A 24,428-nucleotide genomic window follows, 5' to 3' on the forward strand; every position below is an offset into this window, starting at 1 on the left:
GGCGTTCAGCGCCGGAAATCGTGCACAAATCGCGGTTAGTTGGCGGCGCCGACCAGTTCCTGGCCGCGCATGCGCTGACTGATCACCGCGGTGATGCCGTCGTCGCGCATCGTCACGCCGTACAGCGCGTCGGCGATCTCCATCGTCGGCTTCTGGTGCGTGATGATGAGCAGCTGCGACTGGCTACGCAACTGCTCGAACAGCCCCAGCAGGCGGCGCAGGTTCACGTCGTCGAGTGCGGCCTCCACCTCGTCCATCACGTAGAACGGCGACGGCCTCGCGCGGAAGATGGCCACCAACATCGCGACGGCGGTCAGCGACTTCTCGCCACCCGACAGCAGTGACAGGCGCTTGATCTTCTTGCCGGGCGGGCGGGCCTCGACCTCGATGCCGGTGGTGAGCATGTCGTCGGGGTTCGTCAGCAGCAGCCTGCCCTCGCCGCCGGGGAACAACGTCGAGAACACTTGCTGGAACTCACGTTCCACGTCGACGTATGCCTCGGAGAACACCTGGAGGATGCGGGCGTCGACATCGTCGATGACGTCGAGCAGATCCTTGCGGGCCGCCTTGACGTCCTCCAGTTGGGTGGACAGGAAGTTGTAGCGCTCCTCCAGTGCCGCGAACTCCTCCAGCGCCAGTGGATTCACCCGGCCCAGCTCGTTGAGTTCGCGCTCGGCCTTCTTGGCGCGACGTTCCTGGGTGGGCCTGTCGAACGGCATGGGCGCCGGCGCCATCACCTGCTCGCCGCGCTCGCGCGCCTGCTCGTACTCAGCCATCTCCAGCTCCGACGGAGGGAGCGCGACATCGGGGCCGTACTCGGCAACCAGATCCGCCGCCGCCATTCCGAACGTCTCGAGGACATGCTCCTCGAGCTGTTCGATACGAAGTGCCGCTTGCGCTTTGGCGATCTCGTCGCGGTGCAGGGCGTCCGTGAGAGCGTTGATCTTGGCGCTTAGCTCGTTGACCTCCTCGCGCGCCTTCGCCAATGCGGTTGCCCGGTGCTGACGTTCGGCGGCGACGTCGTCACGTGCTTGCGACGCGACGGCCACCGCCGCGCTGAGCCGCTGCGCGACCAGGCGTCCCGACTCCGCCACGGCGGCTGCGACCGCCGCGGCGTGCACGCGTGCCTCCCGGGCACGCTGCGCACGCAAGCGGGCATCACGTTCGGCGGTAGCCGCCCTGCGCATCGAATCGGCCCGGCCGCGAACGGCGTTCGCTCGCTCTTCGGCCGTACGCACGGCCAGCCGGGCCTCCACCTCGGCGCCGCGGGCAGCCTCGGCGGCCGCCGTCGACTCCTGGCGATCGACCGGTTCGGATTCGAGCGTCGGCTCCTCTTGTGCGTTGTGCAGTCGCTGCTCTAGCTCGGCGAGCTCCTGGACGGTCCGATTGCGGCCGGCCTCGAGTTCGTCACGCTGCCGGATCAGCCGCTGCCATTCGTCATCGGTCGCGCGGGCGTCCTGGCCGAGCCGCCCGAGCTGTTCGTAGACCGCCGAGATCGCCGCGTCGGACTCGTTGAGCGCGGCGAGGGCCTGTTCGGCGGCATCTTGACGGGTGGCCTGCTCGGCCAAGGCACCGGCGAGGGCGGCAGACAGTTCTGCGGTCTGTTTCTCAGCGGCTGTGAGCTCTTCGCGGGCCTTCTCGACCTCGGACGCGATCTCCAGCGTGCTGGGCTTGCGATCGGAACCGCCGGTCACCCAGCCCGCGCCGACCAGATCACCGTCGGCGGTGACCGCCTTCAGCTGCGGACGCGCTGCGACCACGTCGAGCGCGGCGGAAAGGTCACTGACCACCGCCACACCCGACAGCAACGCGGTGATCGCCCCTTGCAGTCGGTCAGGTGCGTCGACAAGATCCAACGCCCACTGCGCGCCCTCGGGCGGCAGACCCGCGTTCGGCACCGAGGGGTGGGGCCAGTCACCGAGCACGATGGCCGCGCGGCCGCCGTCAGACTGCTTCAACGCGACGACGGCCGACCGCGCCACACCCGAGTTCTCGGCGGCGACCGCATCCGCAGCAGCCCCCAGCACGGCGGCGATCGCCACCTCGTAACCCGGGCGCACCTTGACCAGATTGGCGATCGATCCGAAAAGCCCTGCGCCACCGTGGTGTTTCTGCAGCCACGCGGCGCCGTCCTTGCGGTCGAGGCCGACGGACAGCGCCTCGATGCGAGCACGCAGCGAGGCCACCTGACGTTCGGCGCCGCGCTCGGCTGCCTGCAGTTCGGCGACCCGCTCGTCGGCGAGCCGCAGCGCGGTCACCGTGCGATCGTGGTGCTCGTCGAGGCCGACCTCACCCGCATCGAGTTGGCCGACTCGGCCCTGCACGGTCTCGAACTCCGCCTGTGTCTGCTGGGCTTTGGCTGCGGCCTCGTCGATCCCGACGGTCAGCCGTGCGACGGTCTCGTCGATCGACTCGACGCGGGTGCGCATCGTGTCCACCTGGCCGGCCAGCCGGGCCAGACCCTCACGGCGGTCGGCCTCGGCGCGGACGGCGGCCAGATGGGCGCGTTCGGCTTCTGCGGCGACACCTTCGCGCGCACTGAGTTCGGCGCGGGCGGCTTCCAGGCGCTTGCGCGATTCGTCCAGCTCCGCAAGCAGTCGGCGCTCCTGGGCGGCGACCTCTTCGGCCTTGGCCTCAAGCTCGTCGGGGTCGGGGCCGGTCGACGCTTCGGGCTCGCTGTCCAGGTGCTGGGCCCGCTCGCTGGCGATGCGCACCGTGGCGCTGACCCGTTCGGCCAACGCCGACAGCGAAAACCAGGTCTGCTGAGCGGATTCCGCGCGCTCGCTGAGGGTGCCGACCGCCGACTCGTGCGCGTTCAGCTCGACGGTACGCGCCTCGAGCCGCGCCGCCAGATCGTCGTGTTCGCGGCGCAGCGTCGTCTCGGTCTGGTTGGTGTTCTCGAACTCCGCCATGCGGACGACGAGGTCGTCGGCCGCCAGCCGCAACCGGGCGTCGCGCAGGTCGGCCTGGATGGTCTGGGCGCGGCGAGCCATCTCCGCCTGCCTGCCCAGCGGCTTGAGCTGACGACGCAGCTCGGTCGTCAAATCCGTCAGCCGCGCCAGGTTGGCCGACATCGAGTCGAGCTTGCGGACGGCCTTTTCCTTGCGCTTGCGGTGCTTGAGGACACCCGCGGCCTCTTCGATGAATGCGCGCCTGTCCTCGGGCCGGGATTCGAGGATCTCGGAGAGCTTGCCCTGCCCGACGATCACGTGCATTTCGCGGCCGATGCCGGAGTCGGACAGCAGTTCCTGCACGTCCATCAAACGGCAACTGGCGCCGTTGATCTCGTACTCGCTGCCGCCGTCACGGAACATCCGGCGGGTGATCGACACCTCGGAGTATTCGATCGGCAGCGAGTTGTCGGAGTTGTCGATCGTTACCGTCACCTCGGCACGGCCGAGCGGCGGGCGCGACGACGTGCCTGCGAAGATGACGTCTTCCATCTTGCCGCCGCGCAGAGTCTTGGCACCCTGTTCGCCCATCACCCACGTGAGCGCGTCGACCACGTTCGACTTGCCGGACCCGTTCGGGCCGACGACACAGGTGATGCCTGGCTCGAAGCGCAGAGTCGTCGGCGAAGCAAACGACTTGAAGCCCTTCAGGGTCAGACTCTTGAGGTGCACGACGTGCCACACTACCGTCGCGCAGGCTAACGCTCGGTGAACCCCGATAGCGTTTCGCCGACTTCTGACCAATCCGCGATCACTTTGTCGACATGGCCCGGCGTATGGCCACCTTGTAGCAGGTCAAGTAACTTTTCGCAGGCCTCGCGCGGGCCCTGCGCGACCACTTGAACGCGGCCGTCGGGCCTGTTCGAGGCGTATCCGGTCAACCCGAGTTCCAGCGCGCGCGACCGGGTCCACCACCGGAAGCCGACTCCCTGCACGTGGCCGTGCACCCATGCAGTGAGTCGTACCTCAGCTAACTCCTGCATCATCTACCTCAAACGTCACTTTGGTACCGGACTTGAGTGTGCGGCCCACCGTGCAGACCTGATCGATCGCCCGCTCCACGACAGTGAGTACCCGCGCCCGCTCCTCTGCCGACAGCCCCGACAGGTCGAGTTCCATCCGCTCCTCCAGCAGCGGGTAGCGCTCCTGCTCGCGATCGGCCGGGCCCGACACCCGGATCGTGGTCGAGTAATCCGCCCCAAGGCGACGCTGCAAGGGGGCGTCGCTGGCCATGCCGCTGCAGGCCGCCAGCGCGATCTTCATCAGCTCGCCGGGGGTGAACACGCCCTCGACATCCTCGCTGCCGACGAGTACCTCGGCACCGCGCGCGCTGCGTCCGGTGTAGCGGCGGGCGCCGGTGCGCTCAACCCACAGTTCAGTCATGGTTCTTTCCTTCCCCGCGAGTGACCGCAAAATGCCATCCTTCGCGGCGTGTCGACGTACAAACACGGTCGCTCGCGGCGGTTATTCCCGCCGGACCCGCGGGCGTGGTTGGCATTTCGGGCAATAGAACGACGAGCGGTTCATGAACTTCTCCCGCCCCATCACCGCGCCGCACCGCCGGCACGGCTCACCCTCGCGGCCGTAGGCGTCCAGCGAACGTTCGAAATAGCCGGACTCGCCGTTGACATTCACATACAGCGAGTCGAAGGACGTGCCTCCCTGGCCGAGCGCCTCGGTCATCACCTCGGCGGCGGCGTCGAGCACCTCGGCCAGCTTCGACCGGGTCAGCGACGACGCCAGTCGCGCACCGTTGACGCGTGCCCGCCACAGCGCCTCGTCGGCGTAGATGTTGCCGATTCCCGATACGACCGTCTGATCGAGCAGCTGCCGCTTGATCTCGGAATGCTTGCGCCGCAACACCGTGACAACGCCATCGCGATTGAATTCCGGGTCCAGCGGATCGCGGGCCACGTGCGCGACGGGAAAGGGAACATCGGTGCCCTCGACGGTGACGAGGTCGGCCAACATCCATCCCCCGAACGTGCGCTGGTCCACGAAACTCAGCGCGGTGCCATCGTCGAGCAGTGCCGCGATGCGCAAGTGATCCTCGCGCGGCAGGGGTCCGAGCAGCATTTGTCCGCTCATCCCGAGATGGACGACGAGCGCTGAGCCATCATCAAGCGTCAGCCACAGGTACTTCCCGCGTCGCCCCGTTCCGACAATCCGCGAATCGAGCAGGCGCGCCGTCAGGTCGGCGGGCCCAGCCTCGTGACGACGCACAGCGCGTGGATGATGAACCCGCACAGCGGTAATGGTCTTGTCGACGACGTGTGCGTCCAACCCCCGGCGAACGACCTCGACTTCGGGAAGTTCAGGCATCTTCGTCTGCAGCGGACGTCAGCGCGTTCCACGCCGCAGCGGCCGCCTTGAGTTCGGCCTCTTTCTTCGTGCGGCCGACCCCCCTGCCGTACTCATCGTCGGCGATGATCACCATCGCGGTGAATTCCTTGTCGTGGTCCGGCCCGGTTGATGTCACCGTGTACGAGGGCACACCCATGCCGCGGGATGCGGTGAGCTCCTGCAGACTGCTCTTCCAGTCCAGCCCCGCACCCAGCGTTGGCGCGGTGTCCAGCAGCGAAGCGAACAGGCGCAAGATCACCTCCCGCGCCGTGACGATGCCGTGCTCCAAATAGATTGCACCGAGCAGGGATTCGACACCGTCGGCGAGGATACTGGCCTTGCCTGCGCCGCCGGAGTTTTCCTCACCCTTGCCCAGCAGCAGGTAGGCGCCGAGCCCGTCGTCCGACAGTTCACGTCCGACGTCGGCCAGCGCATGGGTGTTGACGATGCTTGCCCGCAGCTTGGCCAAATCACCCTCGGTGCGATCGGGGTGGCGGTGATAGAGCTCCTCGGTGATGGTCAGCCCGAGTACAGCGTCGCCGAGGAACTCCAACCGCTCGTTGGTGGGCAATCCGCCGTTCTCGTACGAGTAACTGCGATGGGTTAGTGAAATGGTGAGCAGTTCGTCGGGCAGGTCGACGCCCAGCGCCTTGAGCAGTGGCGTGCGGTCAGTCACGGGTGTCCTCGTCGAACATGCCCGAGAGCTTGGCCCATCGCGGGTCGATCTTTTCGTGCTGGTGTCCCGGTTCGGCCGTCGCCAACGGAACACCACAGTCGGCGCACAGCCCGATGCAGTCGGGGCCGCACAGCGGGACGAACGGCAACGCCAGGCCGACGGCGTCGATGATCGGCTGCTCCAGGTCGACGGTGTCGTCCACCACGCGGCCTAGCTCGTCGGCCTCGGTGGTCTCATCGGTGGCGCTGTCGGGATAGGCGAACAGTTCGGTGATGTCGATGTCAACGTGCCCGGTGATCGGCGTCAGACAGCGCGCACACTCACCGACCGTCGGGGCGGACACCGTGCCGGTGACCAGAACTCCCTCCGAGACGGCTTCGAACCGCAGATCCAGATCCAGCGGGGCGCCCTCGTCGATCGCGATCAGGTCCAGTCCGATACGCATGGGACTGGGCACGGTTTCGGTGACGGTCATCATCGACCCCGGCCTGCGGCCGAGCCTGGAGATGTTCAGCACGAGCGGCGATCGCGAGGCCCGCCGCGCCCCCGACTTCGCATGCGTCGCCATAGGGATCGATCTTACGGCGGCCGTCCCGGGGGCTAGCGAGCTGCGTAGTCGTGCGTCCCCGCCGCGGTCCGCAGCTGATGGCGGCCGCGGCCAACCGACCTCAGCGTGCCGTTGAGGAAGTCCTCGAACTCGGCCAGCTTGCTGTCGACGTAGATGTCGCATTCGCCGCGCAGTCGGTCGGCCTCGGCGTGCGCCGAGTCGATGAGGCGGGTGGCTTCCAGCGTGGCGGTCTGGACGATCTCGGTCTGGGCGACCAGCCGCTGCTGTTCCTTGATGCCCTCCTGCACGGCCTTCTCGTAGGCGAGGTTGCCGTTCTCGATGAGCCGGTCGGCCTCGTTCTTGGCACGTCCCGTGCTCGCCTCGTACTCGCGCTTTGCGGTGGCGGCCAGACGGGAGGCCTCTTCGCGCGCCTCTGCGACCATGCGCTCGCTGTGCTGGCGGGCCTCGCCGACCATGCGGTCAGCCTGGGACTTCGCGTCGGCGAGCAGTCGGTCGGCCTCGGCGCGGGCGTGGTTGACCAGGGAATCCGCCTCGGCTGTTGCCGACGACACCATGGATCCGGAGTGCTCCTTGGCCTCGCGCAACAACGAGTCGCGGGCGTCCAGCACATCCTGGGCGTCGTCGAGTTCGCCGGGGATCGCGTCCTTGATGTCGTCGATCAACTCCAGGACATCGCCGCGGGGCACGACGCAGCCTGCCGTCATGGGCACACCGCGCGCTTCTTCCACAATCGCGCCCAACTCGTCGAGCGCTTCAAATACTCGGTACACGGCAACACCCTCCAGGCGTAGTTGACAGTTACCAGTGTGCCTGGTGTTACGCCTGTGACTCAGCTACCGAACCGGTGTGTCGCGTCTCGACCGGTTTCACTGCGTCACCGCTCCCAGGCCGCAGGCCCGTCTGCTCTGCTTCGCGCAACATTATGTCAACACGCAGAGTGGGCGCGCGCCCCGAGCCGTGAGCAGCGGCGTGGCTAGCGAAGGGCAGCGGAGATCGCGTCACGCGCGCGGTCGAGCATCGAGGCGAACGGGCCCACGGCGAAGTTGGCCTTGGCCGACTCGACGCCCGCGTGCGGACGAGTGGGGGCGATGGCCTCTGCAGCCAATACGGCCTTCGCCATGCGACCGAGGTCATCGGCGTCGAGTTCACGCTCCAATCGGTTGAACTCCTCGAGTTCTTCGCGCTCGGCATGGTCGAGAACCGACCCGCGGAACAGCGACAACTCGTCGAGGAACTCTTGCGAGCCGATGTCCATCGCTTCGAGCGCGGATAGCACTTCCTTGGAGTCGTGCTCCTCCACGAGACGAGCGTCGACGATGATGTCGCCGCCCTCGACCTCGTGGCGCACCCGCGGATGGACCACCATTTCCTCGGCGGTCTCATGCACCGCCAGCAGTTGCCGCAGTTCGGTGAAGGCCTTGCGGCGCGCGTCATCGGACGACGCCGAGAACACTTCTTCGAACATGTCTTTGATCAAATTGTGCTGGTCCTTCAGGAATCTGACGACGTCATCGGTCGACTGAACGAATGTTTCGACCATGGGGTAACCACACTTTCTTGCGATCGAGTTGGGGCGCTATGGGCTGTGCGCCACCTTGTCGGTTACCCGTGTGAGTCCAGATCAACCCTTGAGCTTGGCCTGCAGCCGCACGTTGACGGCCTCGGGCAACAATGCGGAGACGTCGCCGCCGAGCGACGCGACCTCCTTCGCCAGCGAGGACGATACGAACGAATACGTCGGCGTGGTGGCGACGAAGAACGTGTCGACGCCTGCAATGTGCTTGTTCATCTGCGCCATCTGCAGTTCGTATTCGAAATCCGTCCCGGTGCGCAGACCCTTGACGATCGCGGTCAGCCCGCGGTTCTTGACGAAGTCGACCACCAGACCCGCACCGGACTCCGCCCGCAGATTCGGCAGATGCGTCGTCGATTCCTCGATCATCGCGATGCGCTCGTCGAGGCTGAACATCCCCTTCTTGTTCGGGTTGACCAGTACGGCCACCACGACCTCGTCGAACTGGGCCGCTGCGCGCTCGAAGATGTCGACATGGCCGAGGGTTATCGGGTCGAAGGACCCCGGGCATACGGCGCCGCTCATGGGGAACGACGGTACAGGGCGGTCAAGCCCGCTCGGCGAGTTCCAGCCGGGTGTCGCCGTAGGTGCGCGACGGCCACACCTCCCATCCGTCGGGCCACGTCAGTGCCGGTCCCGACGCCGGGCGTTCGACGACGACCACCGTCCCTGTCGTGGTCCAGCCGCCGTGCGTCAAGGCGGACAGCACTCTTTCCAGATCACCCGCGTCCACCGTGTAGGGCGGATCGGCCAGCACCAGGTCGGCGGGCCGCGCGGCGCCCGAAGCCAGCACTGTTGCGACCGCGCCGCGACGCACCGTCGCACGGCTCACGCCAAGAGCGGCGATGTTCTTGTCGATGATGCTCGCGGCCCGCTGGTCTGATTCGACGAATACCGCCGAGGCGGCTCCGCGGGACAGCGCCTCGAGGCCGAGCGCTCCCGAGCCGGCGTACAGATCGAGAACGGAGCGACCGGAAAGCTCCAGCCGCGCCGCCAGCAGATTGAACAGCGATTCCCGAACCCGGTCGGTGGTGGGGCGGGTTCCAGTGCGCGGCACTGTGATTCGCCGTCCACCCAGGGTGCCGGCGATGATGCGGGTCAGCTGACCACCACGAGCAGATCGCCACCCTCGACCTGTGCGGTGGCCGATACGGCGACGCGGTCGACCTGACCGGCCTTGGGCGCTGTGATCGCCGCTTCCATCTTCATGGCCTCGATCGTCGCGATGGTCTGTCCGGCGTCGACCTTGTCTCCCGCGGTCACGCCGACGGTGACGACGCCCGCGAAGGGCGCGGCGACGTGGTCCGGGTTGGACCGGTCGGCCTTCTCGGCGGCGGGTACATCGGTGGCGATGCTGTTGTCACGCACCACGACCGGACGCAGCTGACCGTTGAAGATGCACATCACGGTGCGCATGCCACGGTCGTCGGGATCAGAGATCGCTTCCAACCCGATCAACAGCTCGACTCCGCGTTCGAGCCTGACCCGATGTTCGTCGCCGTGGCGCAGTCCGTAGAAGAACTGGTTCGCCGACAGGCCAGAGGTGTCTCCGTACAGCTCTCGATGCGCCTCGAATTCCTTTGTCGGACCGGGGAACAGCAGCCGATTCAAGGTGGCTTGTCGAGTTGTGCCGGGTTGGGCCAGCGCCGCCTCGTCCTCGTCGGAGAGCTCCTCGGTGGGCGGCGCCGGCGCCCGTCCGGCAAGTGCCTTGGTGCGCAACGGTTCGGGCCAGCCGCCCGGCGGGTCGCCGAGTTCCCCCCGCAGGAATCCGATCACCGAGTCCGGGATGTCGAACCGCGCTGGGTCCGCCGCGAATTCGTCGGCGCTGATCCCGGCGCCCACCAGTGCCAGCGCCAGATCTCCGACCACTTTGGACGACGGCGTCACCTTCACCAGTCGTCCCAGGATGCGGTCGGCCGCGGCGTAATTCTCTTCGATCTCCTCGAAGCGATCCGCGAAGCCCAGCGCGATGGCCTGCTGGCGCAGGTTCGACAGCTGACCACCCGGGATCTCGTGGTGATACACCCGCCCCGTCGGGGATGGAGGGCCAGATGCTGCAACATCGAAGGGCGCGTACACCTTTCGCAACGCCTCGAAGTACGGTTCGAGATCGCACACCGCCGGCAATGACAACCCGGTGTCGTATTCGGTGTGCGCGGCTGCCGCGACGATCGAGGACAACGCGGGCTGACTCGTCGTTCCCGCCAACGGCGCCGAGGCGCCATCGACGGCATTGGCACCCGCCTGCCATGCCGCCACATACGTGGCCAACTGCCCGCCGGGAGTGTCATGGGTGTGCACGTGCACCGGCAGGTCAAACCGCCCGCGCAGCGCCGACACCAACGCGGTGGCTGCCTGCGGCCGTAGCAACCCGGCCATGTCCTTGATCGCCAGCACATGCGCACCGGCGTCGACGATCTGCTCGGCCAGCTTGAGGTAGTAGTCCAGGGTGTACAGGTTCTCCCCTGGATCGGAAAGATCGCCGGTGTAACTCATCGCGACCTCGGCGATCGACGTGCCGGTCTCTCGGACCGCGTCGATGGCCGGGCGCATCGACTCGACATTGTTGAGCGCGTCGAAGATGCGGTAGATATCAATCCCGGTGCCCGTAGCCTCGGCCACGAACGCCTTGGTGACCGATTCCGGATACGGCGTGTACCCCACGGTGTTTCGGCCGCGCAGCAGCATCTGTAGGCAGATGTTCGGCATCGCCTCACGCAACGCGGCCAGGCGCTCCCACGGGTCTTCCTTCAAGAACCGAAGCGCCACATCGTAAGTCGCGCCACCCCAGCACTCCACCGACAACAGCTGCGGGGTCATCCGCGCGATGTAGGGCGCCACCATAAGCAGGCCGGTCGTTCTCAGCCTGGTCGCCAACAGGGACTGGTGGGCGTCGCGGAACGTGGTGTCGGTGACCCCGACCGCCTTCGATTCGCGCATCCAGCGGGCGAACCCATCGGGGCCCAGTTCGGTCAGCAGCTGTTTGGACCCCGACGGCGGCGGCGACGCCAAATCGACGTCGGGCAGCTTGTCGTGCGGGTACACCGTCGACGGTCGCGGACCGTGCGGTTGATTGACCGTGACGTCTGCCAGGTAGTTGAGGATCTTCGTACCGCGGTCGGCCGGGGTGTGTGCGGTCAGCAGGTAGGGCCGGTCGTCGATGAATGACGTGGTGATGCGTCCCGCGCGGAAATCCGGATCGTTGACGACGGCCAGCAGGAACGGGATGTTCGTCGACACCCCGCGCACCCGGAACTCGGCCAGCGCACGGCGCGACCGAGCGAGCGCCGCCGCGTAGTCGCGACCGCGACAGGTCAGCTTGACCAGCAGAGAGTCGAAGTGCGCCCCGATCTCCGCGCCCAAATGTGTGGCGCCGTCGAGCCGGATCCCCGCACCACCCGGCGACCGATAGCTCGTGATGCGCCCGGTGTCGGGGCGGAACCCGTTGGCGGGATCCTCGGTGGTGATCCGGCACTGCATGGCAAAGCCTCGCGGCGCCGTCAATCCGTCCTGGCTCAGTCCGAGGTCCGCCAGCGTCTCCCCGTCGGCGATACGCAACTGACTCGCGACCAGATCGACGTCGGTGATCTCCTCGGTCACCGTGTGCTCGACCTGGATGCGCGGGTTCATCTCGATGAACACGTAATGCCCACGCTCGTCGAGCAGGAACTCCACCGTGCCGGCATACGTGTAGTCGATAGAACGGGCGAAGGCGACCGCATCAGCACACATCTGGTCCCGCAGATCCACGGGAAGGTTTGGCGCAGGAGCCAATTCGATGACCTTCTGATGGCGACGCTGCATGCTGCAGTCACGCTCGAACAGATGCATCACACTGCCGTGTTTATCGGCGAGGATCTGCACCTCGATATGGCGCGGGTTGAGCACCGCCTGCTCGAGGTAGACCATCGGATCGCCGAACGCCGACTCGGCCTCACGGCTGGCCGCCTCGATCGCCTCACGCAGCGCGGAAGGCTCTGTGACGCGCCGCATTCCGCGTCCGCCGCCACCGGACACCGCCTTGACGAACAGCGGGAACTCCATGGTCTCGGACGCAGCGACCAGTTCGTCCACCGACGACGACGGCGCCGACGAGTTCAGCACCGGCAGACCGGCGTCGCGTGCCGCGGCGATCGCGCGGGCCTTGTTCCCCGTCAACTCGAGGATTTCCGCGCCCGGACCGATGAACGTGATCCCGGCATCCGCACACGCCGCCGCCAATTGCGGGTTCTCCGAGAGGAACCCATACCCGGGATAGACGGCATCAGCGCCCGCCTGCTGCGCGATGCGGATGATCTCGTCGACCGATAGGTATGCGCGTACCGGATGGCCGGTCTCACCGATCTGATACGACTCGTCGGCCTTCAGGCGGTGCTGGGAGTTGCGGTCCTCGTGCGCGTACACCGCGATGGTGGTGATGCCCATCTCGTAGGCCGCCCGGAAAGCACGAATCGCGATCTCGCCGCGATTGGCCACCAGAACTTTGGAAATCACGCGCTACCGCCCCCGTCGGGTGTCTAGAGAAGGGTCGACCAGTAGTCCCAGAAGCGCACCAGGATCAATAGAAGAACCCCGGTGAACCACAGCGCCACCAGGGACCAGCGCCACGTATGGAGCACGCGCACAACGCCGTTGGATGCCGCAGCGCGGGATGCGATCGATGTCGCAACCACGAACAACGGAATCGTCACGGCCCACACCACCATGCAGTACGGGCACAGTGCGCCGATGCTGTACAGGCTCTCCCATGCCAACCAGTGCACGAATACGACGCCGAGGAAGGAGCCGACCGCCAGGCCGGTCCAATACCAGCGCGGCAGATCGACATTGGTGAGCGCCAGCACACCGGTCACCAATACGACGGTGAACCCGACGATGCCGATGAGCGAATTGGGGAACCCGAAGACCGACGCCTGCGGGGTGATCATCACCGAACCGCACGACAGCACGGGATTGATGCTGCAGGACGGCACGTAGTCGGGGTTGATCAAGATCTCGATCTTCTCGACTGTGAGGGTCGCCGCGGCGGCCAATCCGAGGACACCGGCGATCAGCACCCAGATCGCGCTGGGCCTGCCGACTGTGACACCCGTCGACTGCGCCGACGCGGGTTCGCTCGGCTCGACAGTGCTGGGTGTGGCGACGGTCATGGGGCAGGCGCGGGTGCGGGAGGTGGAGGTGCCAGCGGTGTGGGCTCGGCCGCCGGGGGCGGTACGCCGGCGTCGAAGGCCGGCAGCTTGCCGACTGTCTCCTCGATCTTGGCGACCAACGCCTCTGGGGTGGTCGGGCGGTAGTCCTCACCGTTGATGCGAATCGTCGGTGTCGAATTCACGTCGGTGGCCGCGGCGAGTCCCGACACCATGTCGGCGTTCGTCTCTTTGTTGATGCACTCGGGAACTTCGCCCGCAGCGCCGGCCTGACGCGCGATTTCGGCAAGGCGGGCGTTGTCGGGGAACGGTCCGACACCCTCCTGGGGCTGTTGGGCGTACAGCGCGGCGTGGAACCGCCGGAATGCCTCGGTCGAATCACCGGCGACGCAGTACGCGGCGTTGGCCGCCCGCGTCGAGTACCCGTCGCCCTGGCGATCCAGGATCGAAACCATGTAGTAGTCGGCGGCCACCGCTCCCGAATCGATCAGCTTGTTGATGGTGGGTCCGAACTCCTGCTCGAAGTTGCGGCAGGCCGGGCACAGGAAGTCCTCGTAGAGCCCCAGCACGACCTTGGGCTCGTCGGTGCCGTCCTTCTTGATCAACTGAGCCGACGTCGACGTGACCCGGATCGGATCCGCCTGGCCCGCGGTCGGCTTTTCGTCGGCCGACAGCACGATGTACATCACGAGCGCCACGGCGAAGATCACCACGATCGCGGTCAGGCCGATCTGGACCGCCAGGTTGCGCTTGCGGTCGGAAGCCTTCAGGTCGTATTTCGGTTTCGAAGCCACGCGCTAAGAGTACCGGCGGCCTTTCCCAGGTTTCTCACATGCGGGCCAGATGGGCCCGCAGCGCGGAGATCGATTCCGCGACGGCCGTCGCGCTGTCGCCCCCAACCGGGAAGAAATTGACGAAGCCGTGGATCAGCGACCCGAACTCTCGGTAGTCGACCGGCACCCCCGCCGCGCGCAGGGCGGCGGCATATTGCCTGCCTTCGTCGCGGAGCGGGTCGAAGCCGGCCGTCAGCACCAGCGCAGGCGGTAGTCCCGACAGGTCGTCGGCCAGCAGGGGCGATACCCGCGGGTCATCCGCGTCGACATCCGCGCCACCGAGATACTTCTCGGCGCCGAACCTCAGATCGCCCCCGGTGAGGAAGAAGCCTTCGCCGAACAACATTCGCGACCGCGTCTGCGCGTTCCACGCGGTGACCGGGTAGAACAGCAATTGCACCGCCGGGAGCTGAACATCCTGGTCACGGGCCCGCAGCGAGACCAGTGCGGCCAGATTGGCGCCGGCGCTGTCGCCTCCTACCGCCACCCGGCGGGCGTCGGCGCCCAACTCTGCAGCGTGATCGAGCGCCCAGGTGAACGCGGCGAACGCGTCGTCGACGCTTGCCGGCGCCTTGTGCTCCGGCGCCAACCGATAGTCGACCGACAACACATGCACGCCGCCATCCCGGCAGATTTGCCTGCACACGTCGTCATGCGTCTCGAGATCGCCGACCACCATCGCGCCGCCGTGAAAGAAGACCAATAGCGGCGCGTCGTCGTCGCCGTCGACCGGTCGGTAGTGGCGCGCAGGGATCGCGCCTGCCGGACCGGGTATGACAAGGTTCGTCACCGATGCGACGGGGAGGTCCTGCCGGAAGGCGTCTGTCAGCTTTCTCAACAGCGCACGAGCCGTCGGGACGTCGTTGTCCAGGATCAGCCTTCCAAGGCCCACCGCGTTCTGGCCGAAGAGCATGAACTGAAGCGTGGTGTCCAGGGTGTTGCCGTCGATGACGACCGACCGACCACCAAGCAGAAGCCGTTTGACCGAGTGCGGAATATGAGGAAGCGCGCGCAACGTAGTGCCGCCGATCTTGGCCAAGCGGGCTTTCCGACCGGTCGGCGTTCGGGCAGCCTGGACTGGCAGACTCGAAGTCATGGCCTCTCCTTCGATCACGCTGAATGACGGTAATCCAATCCCGCAGGTCGGACTCGGAGTTTTCCAGACACCCCCCGATGACACCGAACGCGCGGTGACCACGGCCTTCGAGGCAGGTTACCGGCACGTCGACACGGCAGCGGCGTACCGGAACGAACGCGGTGTCGGGCAGGCGATCGCGAAGTCCGGTTTGCCCCGCGAGGACGTCTACATCACCACCAAGCTGTGGAACTCAGACCAGGGCTACGACTCCACGCTCAAGGCATTCGACCGCAGCATGGACAAATTGGGTATTCCCTACCTCGATCTGTATTTGATCCATTGGCCGTTGCCCGCCAGGAACACCTTCGTCGACACGTTCAAGGCGTTCTCCCGGTTGCGCGACGAAGGACGCATCAAATCGATCGGCGTCAGCAATTTCGAGCCGGAGCATCTGCGAATCCTGGTCGACGCCACCGGCATCGTCCCCGCCGTCAACCAGGTGGAACTGCACCCGCTGTTTCCGCAGGAGGAGTTGCGTCAGGTGCACGCCCAACTGGGCGTCGCCACCGAGGCGTGGGCCCCGTAGGGCCAAGGCGCACTGCTCGACAATCCGAAGGTGACCGAGGTTGCTGAACGGCACGGGAAAACGCCGGCGCAGGTACTGATTAGGTGGCATATCCAACTCGGCAATATAGTCATCCCGAAATCGGTGACCCCCGAGCGAATAGTGAGTAATTTCGACGTGTTCGATCTTGAACTGAGCGAGGAGGACATGGCGTCCATTTCCTCGTTGGGCGATGGAACACGGTTGGGTCCCGATCCAAGGACCTTCGACTTCACAGGTTAGGTGACATGACACCCTCGGCCGCTGCGATCCCCACCGTCACGCTCAACGACGGGAACACCCTTCCGGTGATCGGTCTCGGCGTCGGCGAGCTGTCGGAAGCCGAGACCGAGCAGTCGGTGACCGCCGCGCTCGAGGCGGGATATCGGCTGATCGACACCGCATCGGCCTACGGGAACGAAGCCGCGGTGGGTCGCGCGATCGCTTCGTCGGGAATTCCCCGCGAGGAGGTGTTCGTCACCACCAAGCTGGCGACCAAGGACCAGGGCTTCCAGGCATCGCAGGACGCTTTGAAGGTCAGTCTGGAACGGCTCGGCCTCGAATACGTCGACCTCTACCTCATCCACTGGCCGGCCGGAAACCCCGGCAAGTACGTCGACAGCTGGGGTGGCCTGATGAAGCGGAAGGAAGTGGGCGACACCAGGTCGATCGGTTTGGCGAATTTCCACGCCGAGGACCTCTCCAACGTCATCGACCTGTCGTTCTTCACACCCGCGGTGAACCAGATCGAGTTGCATCCACTGCTGAACCAGGCTGAATTGCGCGCGACCAACGCCGAACACGGCATCGTCACCGAGGCCTACGGCCCCTTGGGCGTCGGAAACCTCTTGGACAACCCGACGATCGGATCCGTCGCGCAGGCGAACGGTAAGACGCCGGCGCAGGTGCTCATTCGGTGGAGCATCCAGCTCGGCAACATCGTCATCCCGCGCTCATCGTCACCGGAGCGGATCAAGTCGAACATCGAGGTCTTCGACTTCGAGCTCAGCGACGACGACATGGCCGCCCTCAACGGGCTGAACGACGGTACGCGTTTCCGTCCGGACCCCGAAACCTACACCGGCAGCTAGCCTTCGTCAGAGCTGGGCGCGTCGTGCTCAACGCCGCCAGAACAGGTGGTGGGTCACACCGCTCGGGCTCGGCACGACCTCATGCTGGTATCGCTCGTCCAGCTCGTCGGGCGACTCCCACAGACGCGATCCGCGGCCGATCTCGATTTCTGAGACGGCGACGTGCAGCGTGTCCACGAGGTCGGCGTCCAGAAACTCTCGAATGACCTTCGCGCCGCCACCGAGGCGGACATCTTTGCCTTGCGCGGCTTCTCGCGCTTGCTCGAGCACGGCGGCCGGCTCGTCGTTGACGAAGTAGAAGGTGGTGTCGGACAACGTGAACGAGGGGCGGTCGTGGTGAGTCATCACGAATACCGGAGTATGAAACGGCGGCTCGTCACCCCACCACCCAAGCCATTCGTGATCGGTCCACGGGCCTCGCTGTGGGCCGAACTTGTTGCGTCCCATGATCTCGGCGCCGACGTTGTGCGCGAAATCTCGCGTGAAATAGTCGTCGAGCCCGCGACTGCCGCCGGGGTCAGTCCGGTTGGGCCAGCTCGCCGTGGCGCCCGCCCAGGAAAACATGTCGGCAGGGTCGACATGGCCGAACGGACGCTCGAGGCTCAGGTTGTCCCCCGCCGCGAAACCATCCCGCGAGACGTTGAAATTCTGGACTCTGAGCAGTTGAACCACGGTTCCCTCCGAATGTTCGATCGACGCAGATTAGACCTTGCGCGCCCAAGAAACTCATCGTCGTTGAATCCCGACGCGGCGCGGTGGGAACCGTCAGCCGACCGGACAGGTTGACGCTGCGCCCCGCAATGCCACCGCCGATGGAGCATCAACCGGCAGCGCGTAGCCACGCAGCACGGCGATGAACTGCATGGCGTACTGGCAATGGAACGCCGCATTGGGCGGCATCCAGGTCGCCGGCTCCTGGTCGCCCTTGTCCTGATTCGCCCCTCCGGCGACGGCGATCAGATTGGCAGGATCGTTGGCGAATCGCAGCCGCTGATCGTCGGTCCAGAAGCGGGCACCCAGATCCCACGCCAACGCCAGCGGCACGATGTGGTCGATCTGCACTGCGGCGCCGGTCTGCTCACCGCGGGTGAACGCGATGTCCGCGTTGGTGTAGGGATCGTGCAGCAGTCCGGTCGCCACAGCGGTGGGACATCGCTTGATCGATACGTAGGCCTTGTCGACGAGGTCCCGGTCGAGGATGTCGTTGCGGGTGTCGCAGCCGTTGTAGCCGCCGGGTGCGGGGTTCTGGTCGGTCCAGCTGTCGCCGAACGCATCCCGGCGATAGTCATACCCGCGGATGCGCACCGGTATCTGGGCGATGCCCGCGAGCACGTCGACTCCCGGCGCGACGGTAGGGATGTCGGCACCAGCGATGAACTGCGACCGGTCGATCGACGAGTTGGTGACCTGAACGGCGACGAACACCGCGATGGAGACGGCCGCAACGAGCCACAGCAGGCGCTTGCGGTTCACGCCTTTTCCAAGTACTCGATGCGGTCGGTGTCGGAGAAGGGCGCGGCCAGTGCCGCCATCCCGGGGTCGCCCGGATTCCTCGAGTAGTGCGCATCGCAGAAGTCGCGCGCGGTCAGAATCAGATCGAGATGCTCGAAGAGCGACAGGAAGCGCAGCGTGATCGGGCGCCCGGATTGGCTGTAACCCAACACATCCCCCTCGCGCCGCTCCACGAGATCGAGATCGGCGAGCTTGAAACCGTCAAGCGTCGAGGCGACCGCTCGCAGGCGCTCCCCCGCCTTCGAGCTCTCCGGCAATTTGGTGACGAGCAGACACAGGCTCGGATGTTGGCCTCGGCCGATGCGGCCGCGCAGCTGGTGCAGCTGGCTGATACCGAACCGGTCGCCGTCCATTACCAACATCACCGTCGCGTTGGGGACATCGACACCGACTTCGATCACCGTGGTGCAGATCAGGACGTCGATGTCACCCGCGCGGAACGCGCCCATCACCGCGTCCTTTTCATCGGCTGACAACCGACCGTGCATGAGTCCCAACCGCAGGCCCGAAAGAGGACCGCTACGCAGCCGCTCGAACAATTCCACGACCGTCGTCGCGGGTGGACCCGCGTCCTTGACCTGGTTGCTTCCCTTACCTTTTCCCTTCGCCTGGGTCTTGTCGTCTTCGTCGATGCGCGACGCGACGACGTAGGCCTGCCTGCCGGCACCGACCTCCTCGATGATCCGTTGCCAGGCACGGTCGAGCCAGCCCGGATGCTCCTTGAGGAAGATCGTGTTGGTACTGATCGGTTGACGACCACGCGGCAGTTCACGAAGTATCGACGTCTCGAGGTCGCCGTAGTGGGTCAGCGCGACCGTGCGCGGTATCGGCGTCGCGGTCATCACAAGCAGGTGGGGCGTAACGCCTTCGGGCGCCTTGGCGCGCAGCCGGTCTCGCTGTTCGACTCCGAACCGGTGCTGCTCGTCGACAACGACCATCCCGAGGCGATGAAACTCGACGGTGTCCTGCAGCAGCGCGTGCGTCCCGATGACGATGCCCGCTTCGCCGGAGGCGACTTCGTCGCGCACTTGCTTTTTCTGCTGCGGCGACATCGATCCCGTCAGCAGCGCGATCCGCGTCGCCTTCTCGGCGCCACCGAGTTGACCGGCCATCGCCAGCGGCCCGAGGACATCGCGAATCGAGCGGGCATGCTGGGCGGCAAGGACTTCCGTGGGAGCCAACAGCGCGCATTGATATCCGGCGTCGACCATTTGCAGCATCGCCAGCACCGACACGATGGTCTTGCCGGATCCGACCTCGCCCTGCAGCATTCGGTTCATCGGTCGGCTCGTCGCCAGTTCGGCAGTCAGCACCTCCAGCACTTCCTTCTGACCTTCGGTCAGTTCGAACGGCATCTGATTGCGCATCGCCGCGACCAGACCGTCGTCCGTTGTGGCCGCGACGGGTCCAGCCTCACTCAGCTCGCCGAAGCGCCGCTGTGCCAGCGCCCATTGCAGTCCTAACGCCTCGTCATAGGTGAGACGCTCGATCGCGGCATCGCGTTCCACGACCTTTTCCGCCGTGTGGATCGCGCGCAGTGCCTCGTCCTCGCCGATCAGATTGTGTTCACGCAGAAACGATTCCGGCAGCGGCTCGTCGATGGGATCGAGAACATCAAGCACCTGGCGCACACACGCGTAGATGTCCCAGCTCTGCACCTTGCTGTCGGCGGGGTAGATCGGGAAGAACTCCCGCTCAAAGGCCTTGAACAAATCGTCATCGGTTGCGCCCGACGCCGAAGCGATGGTCGTGAGCGATTTTGTGCCGATCTGCTTACCCGCCGGTGCGTTCAATACAAGAAACGCGGGGTGGGTCAATTGAAGCGTGCGCCGGAAGTAGCCGACTTCCCCGGAGAGCATCAACCGAGTGCCCTTTTTCAGCTTCTCGATCATCCAGTCTGCATTGAAAAAGGTAGCCGTCACCTCTGGCTTGCGGTCCCCCAACGTCACGCGAAGCCACTTGCGCGACCGGTATTTCTTCGTCTTTTTGTCGAACTGAGGCTTCATTTCGCCGACATGGGTATCGGAAATCTCGTCGACGAACGTGACGTGCTCGCCCTCTTCGAGTTCTTCGCCTTCTTGGAGCACAGTCAATCCGTCGCTGTACTTGCGCGGGTAGTGCCGCAGCAGGTCATTGACGGTGACGATGCCGAAGTGCTCCTCCAGCAGATCGGCGGACTTCTTACCGATGACGAAGTCGAGCCGGTCGGTCAGCTTGGCCACGGTTACTCGACGCCGATCAGCAGAGCGTCGCCGCGATGGCCCGTGTGGTATGTGACGATCTCGGCGGCCAGGTGTTCGCGGTGGACGTGCTCCGCCAACGCCTCTCCGACCGCTGCATCGACACCCGCACCGGTGAGCACGGTGACGAGTTCACCACCGGCGGCGAGCAGCAGATCGATCAGTCCGGCGCCTGCCGTCGCGACGTCCTTGCCCACGATCAGCACCTCGTCGGCGGCAATGCCCAGGCCGTCGCCGGGCTCGCAGGCGCCTGCCCACGTGAGCGCCTCCTCGGTGGCAACACGTACTGATCCGTGCCTGGCGCCCGCGGCGGCCCGCGCCATCGTGTAGCCGTCGTCGACGGCTTGCCGATCGGCGTCGTGCATGGCCAGGGCGGCGAGCCCCTGCACCATCGACGCCGTCGGCACCGGCACCACGTCGATACCCCACCCGCTGGCGGCGGTGCATCCTGCCACCAGTTCCTCGGCGGCGACGTATCCGTTCGGCAACACCATGATCTGCGCCGCACCTGTGTTGACCAGGGCATGAAGCAGGTGTTTGGCGCTGACGGGACCGCCGGCCTGGAGTTGCAACACGTGCGCGCCCTCGCCCGCGAACAGTTTCTCGGCGCCGGCACCGTCGACCACGGCGAGCACGGCCCGCTCCCTGGCCCATCCGCCGGACGGCCGCGCCCCCACCGCACCGGTGAGCGATGTGATCTGGATACGGCTCAGCGTGCCCAGCGACAGCCCCGCTTCAACCGCGGCACCGGCATCATCGGCGTGCACATGCACGGAGTACTGGCCCGCGTCGGCCGTCGTCGCGATCGCCACCGACTCGCCGACCCGGTCGAGGCTGCAGCGAAGGGTCTCCACCCCGGCTGCGTCGCATCCGCTGAGCAGGTACATCACCTCGAACTGGGGCGACGTGCCCGTCGCGGCAGCGACGACGGAGGCCTGCGGCGGAGACGGCACGTACTCCTCGCGATGCCGGACGTGCCCGGTCAGGGTGGCGCTCATCGCATCCAGCAGTACCAGCAGGCCCCGCCCGCCGGCGTCCACCACGCCGGCCTCGGCCAGCACGTCGAGTTGGCTTGTGGTCTTGTCCAGTGCGACGGCCGCGGCGTCGGCCGCCGCCGCGACCGCCGCGGCGATCCCGGAATTGGCGGCCCCCGCGTCCTCGGCGGCACCCGCCGCATCGTGAAGCACCGAGACGATCGTGCCGGGAACCGCTTCACCCATCGAGCTGACGACCAGGGCTACCGAATGCCGCAGTGCCGCCCCGAACAGCGCCCCGCCGACGTCGGCGAGCACGCCGCCGCGATCGGCGGCCGCAGAGGCGGTGACATCGGCGAGCCCGCGCAAGATCTGGGACAGGATGACGCCGGAGTTACCGCGTGCTCCCTGCAGTGCGCCACGCGCGAGCGCGGCGGCGATATCCACCACGTTGTCGGACGCCGCCAGCGCGTCGGCCTGCGCCCACGCGCCACGCATGGTGAACAGCATGTTCGTGCCGGTATCGGCGTCGGCGACGGGGAACACGTTGAGCCGGTTGATCTCGTCGGTATGGGTGATGAGGTCGCCGACGGCGGTGTACGCCCAATCCCTCAATGCGGAGGCGTCGAGCCGCCGATCCGACATGCCCCACCTCCCGCCGCTATGTCGATACGCCGCTGACTCGAGGCGCCGCCGTCGGCGCTAGCCTAGCCATTCGGCCTGACACTGCCTTGGTGAACGTCCGCGCTTGTGGAGACCATTTTGGTGATCCTTGGCGTGGCCGGTATCCTGGTCAGGTTGTCGGGTCGACCCGCCGCCGGTAGCGGCGGAAACCCAGGCCCCCAAGTACTGATTCGAGGAGTTCTACATATGGCTGCCGTGTGCGATATCTGCGGGAAGGGCCCCGGCTTCGGTAAGTCGGTGTCGCACTCCCATCGCCGGACCAGCCGTCGGTGGGATCCGAATATCCAGACCGTGCGCGCCGTAACCCACCCCGGTGGCAACAAGAAGCGCGTCAACGTGTGCACGTCGTGCATCAAGGCCGGGAAGGTCTCGCGCGGCTGACGCGCTGACGGCTTGATCGCCGCGCGCGCTCGAGCTGCCGACGACCAATCCCGGCATCGGGTAGGAGCGACTAGGGAAGGCGCCAGTCAATCGGGTCGGCGCCCATCTTTTCGAGTAGTTCATTCGCACGGCTGAACGGTCGCGAGCCGAAGAAACCCCGCGACGCCGACAGCGGCGACGGGTGCGGCGACTCGATCGCCACGCAATCGGCGCCCAGCATCGGCTTCAACGTGGATGCGTCGCGGCCCCACAACACCGCGACCAAGGGCTGCCGCCGTGCGACCAGGGCCCGGATCGCGCACTCGGTCACCGCTTCCCAACCCTTGCCCCGATGCGACGCCGGTGTCCCCGGCCGGACGGTGAGCACCCTGTTCAGCAGCATCACGCCACGCTCGGCCCATGGCGTCAGATCACCCGTCGTGGGTGCCGGATAGCCCAGATCGTCGACGTACTCGGTGAAGATGTTGGCCAGGCTGCGCGGCAACGGCCGCACCTCGGGTGCCACCGAGAAACTCAGTCCGACGGCGTGGCCCGGCGTCGGATACGGATCCTGGCCGACGATGAGAACCCGCACTTGTTCGAACGGGAAGGTGAAGGCACGCAACACATTCTGACCAGCGGGCAGATATCGTTGGCCCGCTGCGATCTCCGCGCGCAGGAACTCCCCCATCTGGGCGACCTGTGCCCGCGCGGGTTCGAGCGCACTCGCCCATCCTTCTTCGACGATTTCATTCAGCGGTCGTGCGGTCACGATGGGTCAACTTAGCGTGCCCGAACGATTGGAGTCGATCAGAACGACTGCCAGCCCGCTTGCCCGTGCCACGGCTGCCCGTCCAGCAGGACCCTCGCCGGACCATCGAGCACCCGTCCGATCACCCGCCAGCCGGGCGGCGGTGGTCCCGGAAACGTCGCGACCAGCGAATGGTCCTCGCCGCCGCCGAGCACCCAGTCCGACGGATCGACGCCCAGCGCGGCGCCCGCTGCGGCGAGCGGATCGCGGTCCGCGCTCAGCAAATCCGACGACAGATCGATGCCGACGTCGGACGCCCGCGCGATGTGTCCGAGATCGGCCATCAGACCGTCTGATACGTCGGTCAGCGACGTCGCACCGGCTTCCGCGGCGACGCGACCCTGGCCGTACGGCGGCTCCGGTACCAAGTGGCGGCGGCGCAACGCCTCGAAACCGTCAATACCGTTGAGCAACAACGCATATCCGGCGGCAGACCACCCGCTGTCGCCGACGACCGCGATGGTGTCACCGGCTCGTGCACCGTCGAGCCGAACCGCGTCGCGGCCGCCCAGATCGCCAAGTGCCGTCACCGAGATCACCCACTGCGGCGCCGTCACCAGATCGCCACCCACGATGCCGGCGCCGAGGAGCCGCGCCTCGTGCCACAGGCCGTCGGCCAACTCCACCGCTTGTGCTGCGGCTGTTCGGCCCGGCGCCCCGAACGCGACGACGAACGCGGTGGGCGTCGCACCCATCGCCTCGATATCGGCGGCGTTCTGCGCGATCGCCTTGCGCCCGACATCGTGCGGCGTCGACCAGTCCAGCCGAAAATGGCTCCCCTCGACGAGCATGTCCGTCGACACGACCGTCGCCCCGCCGCCGGCCCACACAACCGCCGCGTCGTCACCGGGCCCCAGCGCCACCGAGTCCGGTTGCTCGCGGCCCGCGACAAGCCGGTCGATGACAGCGAACTCACCCACCCCGGCCAGCGTTTCAGGGGGCTCGTCGCTCATCATGTCGCCTCCCCTGAGCTGCGGTACGTT

The 24,428-nt window shown here is 66.4% G+C and carries 22 protein-coding genes and 1 pseudogene; 3 read left to right on the forward strand and 20 right to left on the reverse strand.

The features are described 5' to 3' along the window. Window positions 1–35: 35 nt before the first annotated feature. From smc to BST47_RS12960, 14 genes are all read right to left on the reverse strand, one after another. On the reverse strand, window positions 36–3,623 hold the full coding sequence (gene smc / locus BST47_RS12895; RefSeq protein WP_165799785.1) for a chromosome segregation protein SMC: 3,588 nt from the start codon (window positions 3,621–3,623) through the stop codon (window positions 36–38). A gap of 26 nt (window positions 3,624–3,649) precedes the next feature. Then, on the reverse strand, window positions 3,650–3,934 hold the full coding sequence (locus tag BST47_RS12900; RefSeq protein ID WP_083126154.1) for an acylphosphatase: 285 nt from the start codon (window positions 3,932–3,934) through the stop codon (window positions 3,650–3,652). Further along, entirely contained in the window at window positions 3,918–4,334 is a 417-nt protein-coding gene (locus BST47_RS12905) for an OsmC family protein (RefSeq protein ID WP_083125928.1), read from the reverse strand. Before BST47_RS12905 ends, BST47_RS12900 begins: the two co-directional genes overlap by 17 nt. An 81-nt stretch (window positions 4,335–4,415) precedes the next feature. Then, window positions 4,416–5,273 carry a DNA-formamidopyrimidine glycosylase gene (gene mutM / locus BST47_RS12910; RefSeq protein ID WP_083125929.1) on the reverse strand — a complete coding sequence of 286 codons (858 nt, stop codon included), beginning with the start codon at window positions 5,271–5,273 and terminating at the stop codon, window positions 4,416–4,418. Continuing rightward, complete coding sequence (gene rnc / locus BST47_RS12915) at window positions 5,266–5,970, reverse strand: ribonuclease III (RefSeq protein ID WP_083125930.1); 705 nt, start codon at window positions 5,968–5,970, stop codon at window positions 5,266–5,268. The genes mutM and rnc overlap by 8 nt, the downstream gene beginning before the upstream one ends. Then, on the reverse strand, window positions 5,963–6,538 hold the full coding sequence (locus tag BST47_RS12920) for a YceD family protein (protein ID WP_083125931.1): 576 nt from the start codon (window positions 6,536–6,538) through the stop codon (window positions 5,963–5,965). Before BST47_RS12920 ends, rnc begins: the two co-directional genes overlap by 8 nt. A gap of 32 nt (window positions 6,539–6,570) precedes the next feature. Then, window positions 6,571–7,308, reverse strand: coding sequence for a cell division protein SepIVA (sepIVA, locus tag BST47_RS12925; protein ID WP_083125932.1), 738 nt, complete (start codon window positions 7,306–7,308; stop codon window positions 6,571–6,573). Window positions 7,309–7,511: 203 nt separating this feature from the next. Then, window positions 7,512–8,078: a hemerythrin domain-containing protein gene (locus BST47_RS12930; RefSeq protein WP_083125933.1), complete on the reverse strand. Its 567-nt coding sequence runs from the start codon at window positions 8,076–8,078 to the stop codon at window positions 7,512–7,514. Between the two features lie 81 nt (window positions 8,079–8,159). Continuing rightward, window positions 8,160–8,636: a pantetheine-phosphate adenylyltransferase gene (gene coaD / locus BST47_RS12935; RefSeq protein ID WP_083125934.1), complete on the reverse strand. Its 477-nt coding sequence runs from the start codon at window positions 8,634–8,636 to the stop codon at window positions 8,160–8,162. Window positions 8,637–8,658: 22 nt separating this feature from the next. Then, window positions 8,659–9,213, reverse strand: coding sequence for a 16S rRNA (guanine(966)-N(2))-methyltransferase RsmD (gene rsmD, locus BST47_RS12940; RefSeq protein ID WP_083125935.1), 555 nt, complete (start codon window positions 9,211–9,213; stop codon window positions 8,659–8,661). Next, on the reverse strand, window positions 9,210–12,605 hold the full coding sequence (locus tag BST47_RS12945) for a pyruvate carboxylase (protein ID WP_083125936.1): 3,396 nt from the start codon (window positions 12,603–12,605) through the stop codon (window positions 9,210–9,212). The genes rsmD and BST47_RS12945 overlap by 4 nt, the downstream gene beginning before the upstream one ends. Window positions 12,606–12,628: 23 nt before the next feature. Further along, window positions 12,629–13,261: a vitamin K epoxide reductase family protein gene (locus tag BST47_RS12950; protein ID WP_083125937.1), complete on the reverse strand. Its 633-nt coding sequence runs from the start codon at window positions 13,259–13,261 to the stop codon at window positions 12,629–12,631. Continuing rightward, on the reverse strand, window positions 13,258–14,052 hold the full coding sequence (locus tag BST47_RS12955; protein WP_083125938.1) for a DsbA family protein: 795 nt from the start codon (window positions 14,050–14,052) through the stop codon (window positions 13,258–13,260). The genes BST47_RS12950 and BST47_RS12955 overlap by 4 nt, the downstream gene beginning before the upstream one ends. 34 nt (window positions 14,053–14,086) lie before the next feature. After that, the gene (locus tag BST47_RS12960; RefSeq protein WP_083125939.1) at window positions 14,087–15,187 is read right to left on the reverse strand and encodes an alpha/beta hydrolase; all 1,101 of its coding nucleotides are present in this window, start codon (window positions 15,185–15,187) and stop codon (window positions 14,087–14,089) included. Between BST47_RS12960 and BST47_RS12965 the strand changes: the two are divergent. Both BST47_RS12965 and BST47_RS12970 read left to right on the forward strand, forming a co-directional pair. After that, window positions 15,186–16,016, forward strand: a pseudogene (locus tag BST47_RS12965) (aldo/keto reductase). The gene BST47_RS12960 and the pseudogene BST47_RS12965 overlap by 2 nt on opposite strands. A gap of 5 nt (window positions 16,017–16,021) precedes the next feature. After that, entirely contained in the window at window positions 16,022–16,864 is an 843-nt protein-coding gene (locus BST47_RS12970; protein ID WP_083125940.1) for an aldo/keto reductase, read from the forward strand. Window positions 16,865–16,891: 27 nt separating this feature from the next. Here the strand turns inward: BST47_RS12970 and BST47_RS12975 are convergent, their stop codons facing one another. The 4 genes from BST47_RS12975 to BST47_RS12990 all read right to left on the reverse strand — a co-directional run bounded on the left by BST47_RS12975 (window position 16,892) and on the right by BST47_RS12990 (window position 22,235). Continuing rightward, window positions 16,892–17,536 carry a dihydrofolate reductase family protein gene (locus BST47_RS12975; RefSeq protein WP_083125941.1) on the reverse strand — a complete coding sequence of 215 codons (645 nt, stop codon included), beginning with the start codon at window positions 17,534–17,536 and terminating at the stop codon, window positions 16,892–16,894. A 93-nt stretch (window positions 17,537–17,629) separates the two neighbouring features. Beyond that, entirely contained in the window at window positions 17,630–18,337 is a 708-nt protein-coding gene (locus BST47_RS12980) for an HNH endonuclease family protein (protein ID WP_083125942.1), read from the reverse strand. Continuing rightward, a complete protein-coding gene (gene recG, locus BST47_RS12985) occupies window positions 18,334–20,598 on the reverse strand; it encodes an ATP-dependent DNA helicase RecG (protein WP_083125943.1) in 2,265 nt (754 codons plus the stop codon). Before recG ends, BST47_RS12980 begins: the two co-directional genes overlap by 4 nt. Window positions 20,599–20,600: 2 nt before the next feature. After that, entirely contained in the window at window positions 20,601–22,235 is a 1,635-nt protein-coding gene (locus BST47_RS12990; protein ID WP_083125944.1) for a fatty acid kinase ATP-binding subunit FakA, read from the reverse strand. 225 nt (window positions 22,236–22,460) lie between these two features. Here BST47_RS12990 and rpmB point away from each other — a divergent pair, with 225 nt between their 5' ends. Then, complete coding sequence (gene rpmB / locus BST47_RS12995; protein WP_083125945.1) at window positions 22,461–22,655, forward strand: 50S ribosomal protein L28; 195 nt, start codon at window positions 22,461–22,463, stop codon at window positions 22,653–22,655. A 70-nt stretch (window positions 22,656–22,725) separates the two neighbouring features. Here the strand turns inward: rpmB and BST47_RS13000 are convergent, their stop codons facing one another. Then, window positions 22,726–23,406 carry a uracil-DNA glycosylase gene (locus tag BST47_RS13000; protein WP_083125946.1) on the reverse strand — a complete coding sequence of 227 codons (681 nt, stop codon included), beginning with the start codon at window positions 23,404–23,406 and terminating at the stop codon, window positions 22,726–22,728. A gap of 38 nt (window positions 23,407–23,444) precedes the next feature. Further along, complete coding sequence (locus BST47_RS13005; RefSeq protein ID WP_207568607.1) at window positions 23,445–24,398, reverse strand: thiamine-phosphate kinase; 954 nt, start codon at window positions 24,396–24,398, stop codon at window positions 23,445–23,447. Between the last annotated feature and the right edge of the window lie 30 nt (window positions 24,399–24,428).

The sequence above is a fragment of the Mycolicibacterium tusciae genome (assembly GCF_002086795.1).
Classification (GTDB): Bacteria; Actinomycetota; Actinomycetes; order Mycobacteriales; family Mycobacteriaceae; genus Mycobacterium; species Mycobacterium tusciae.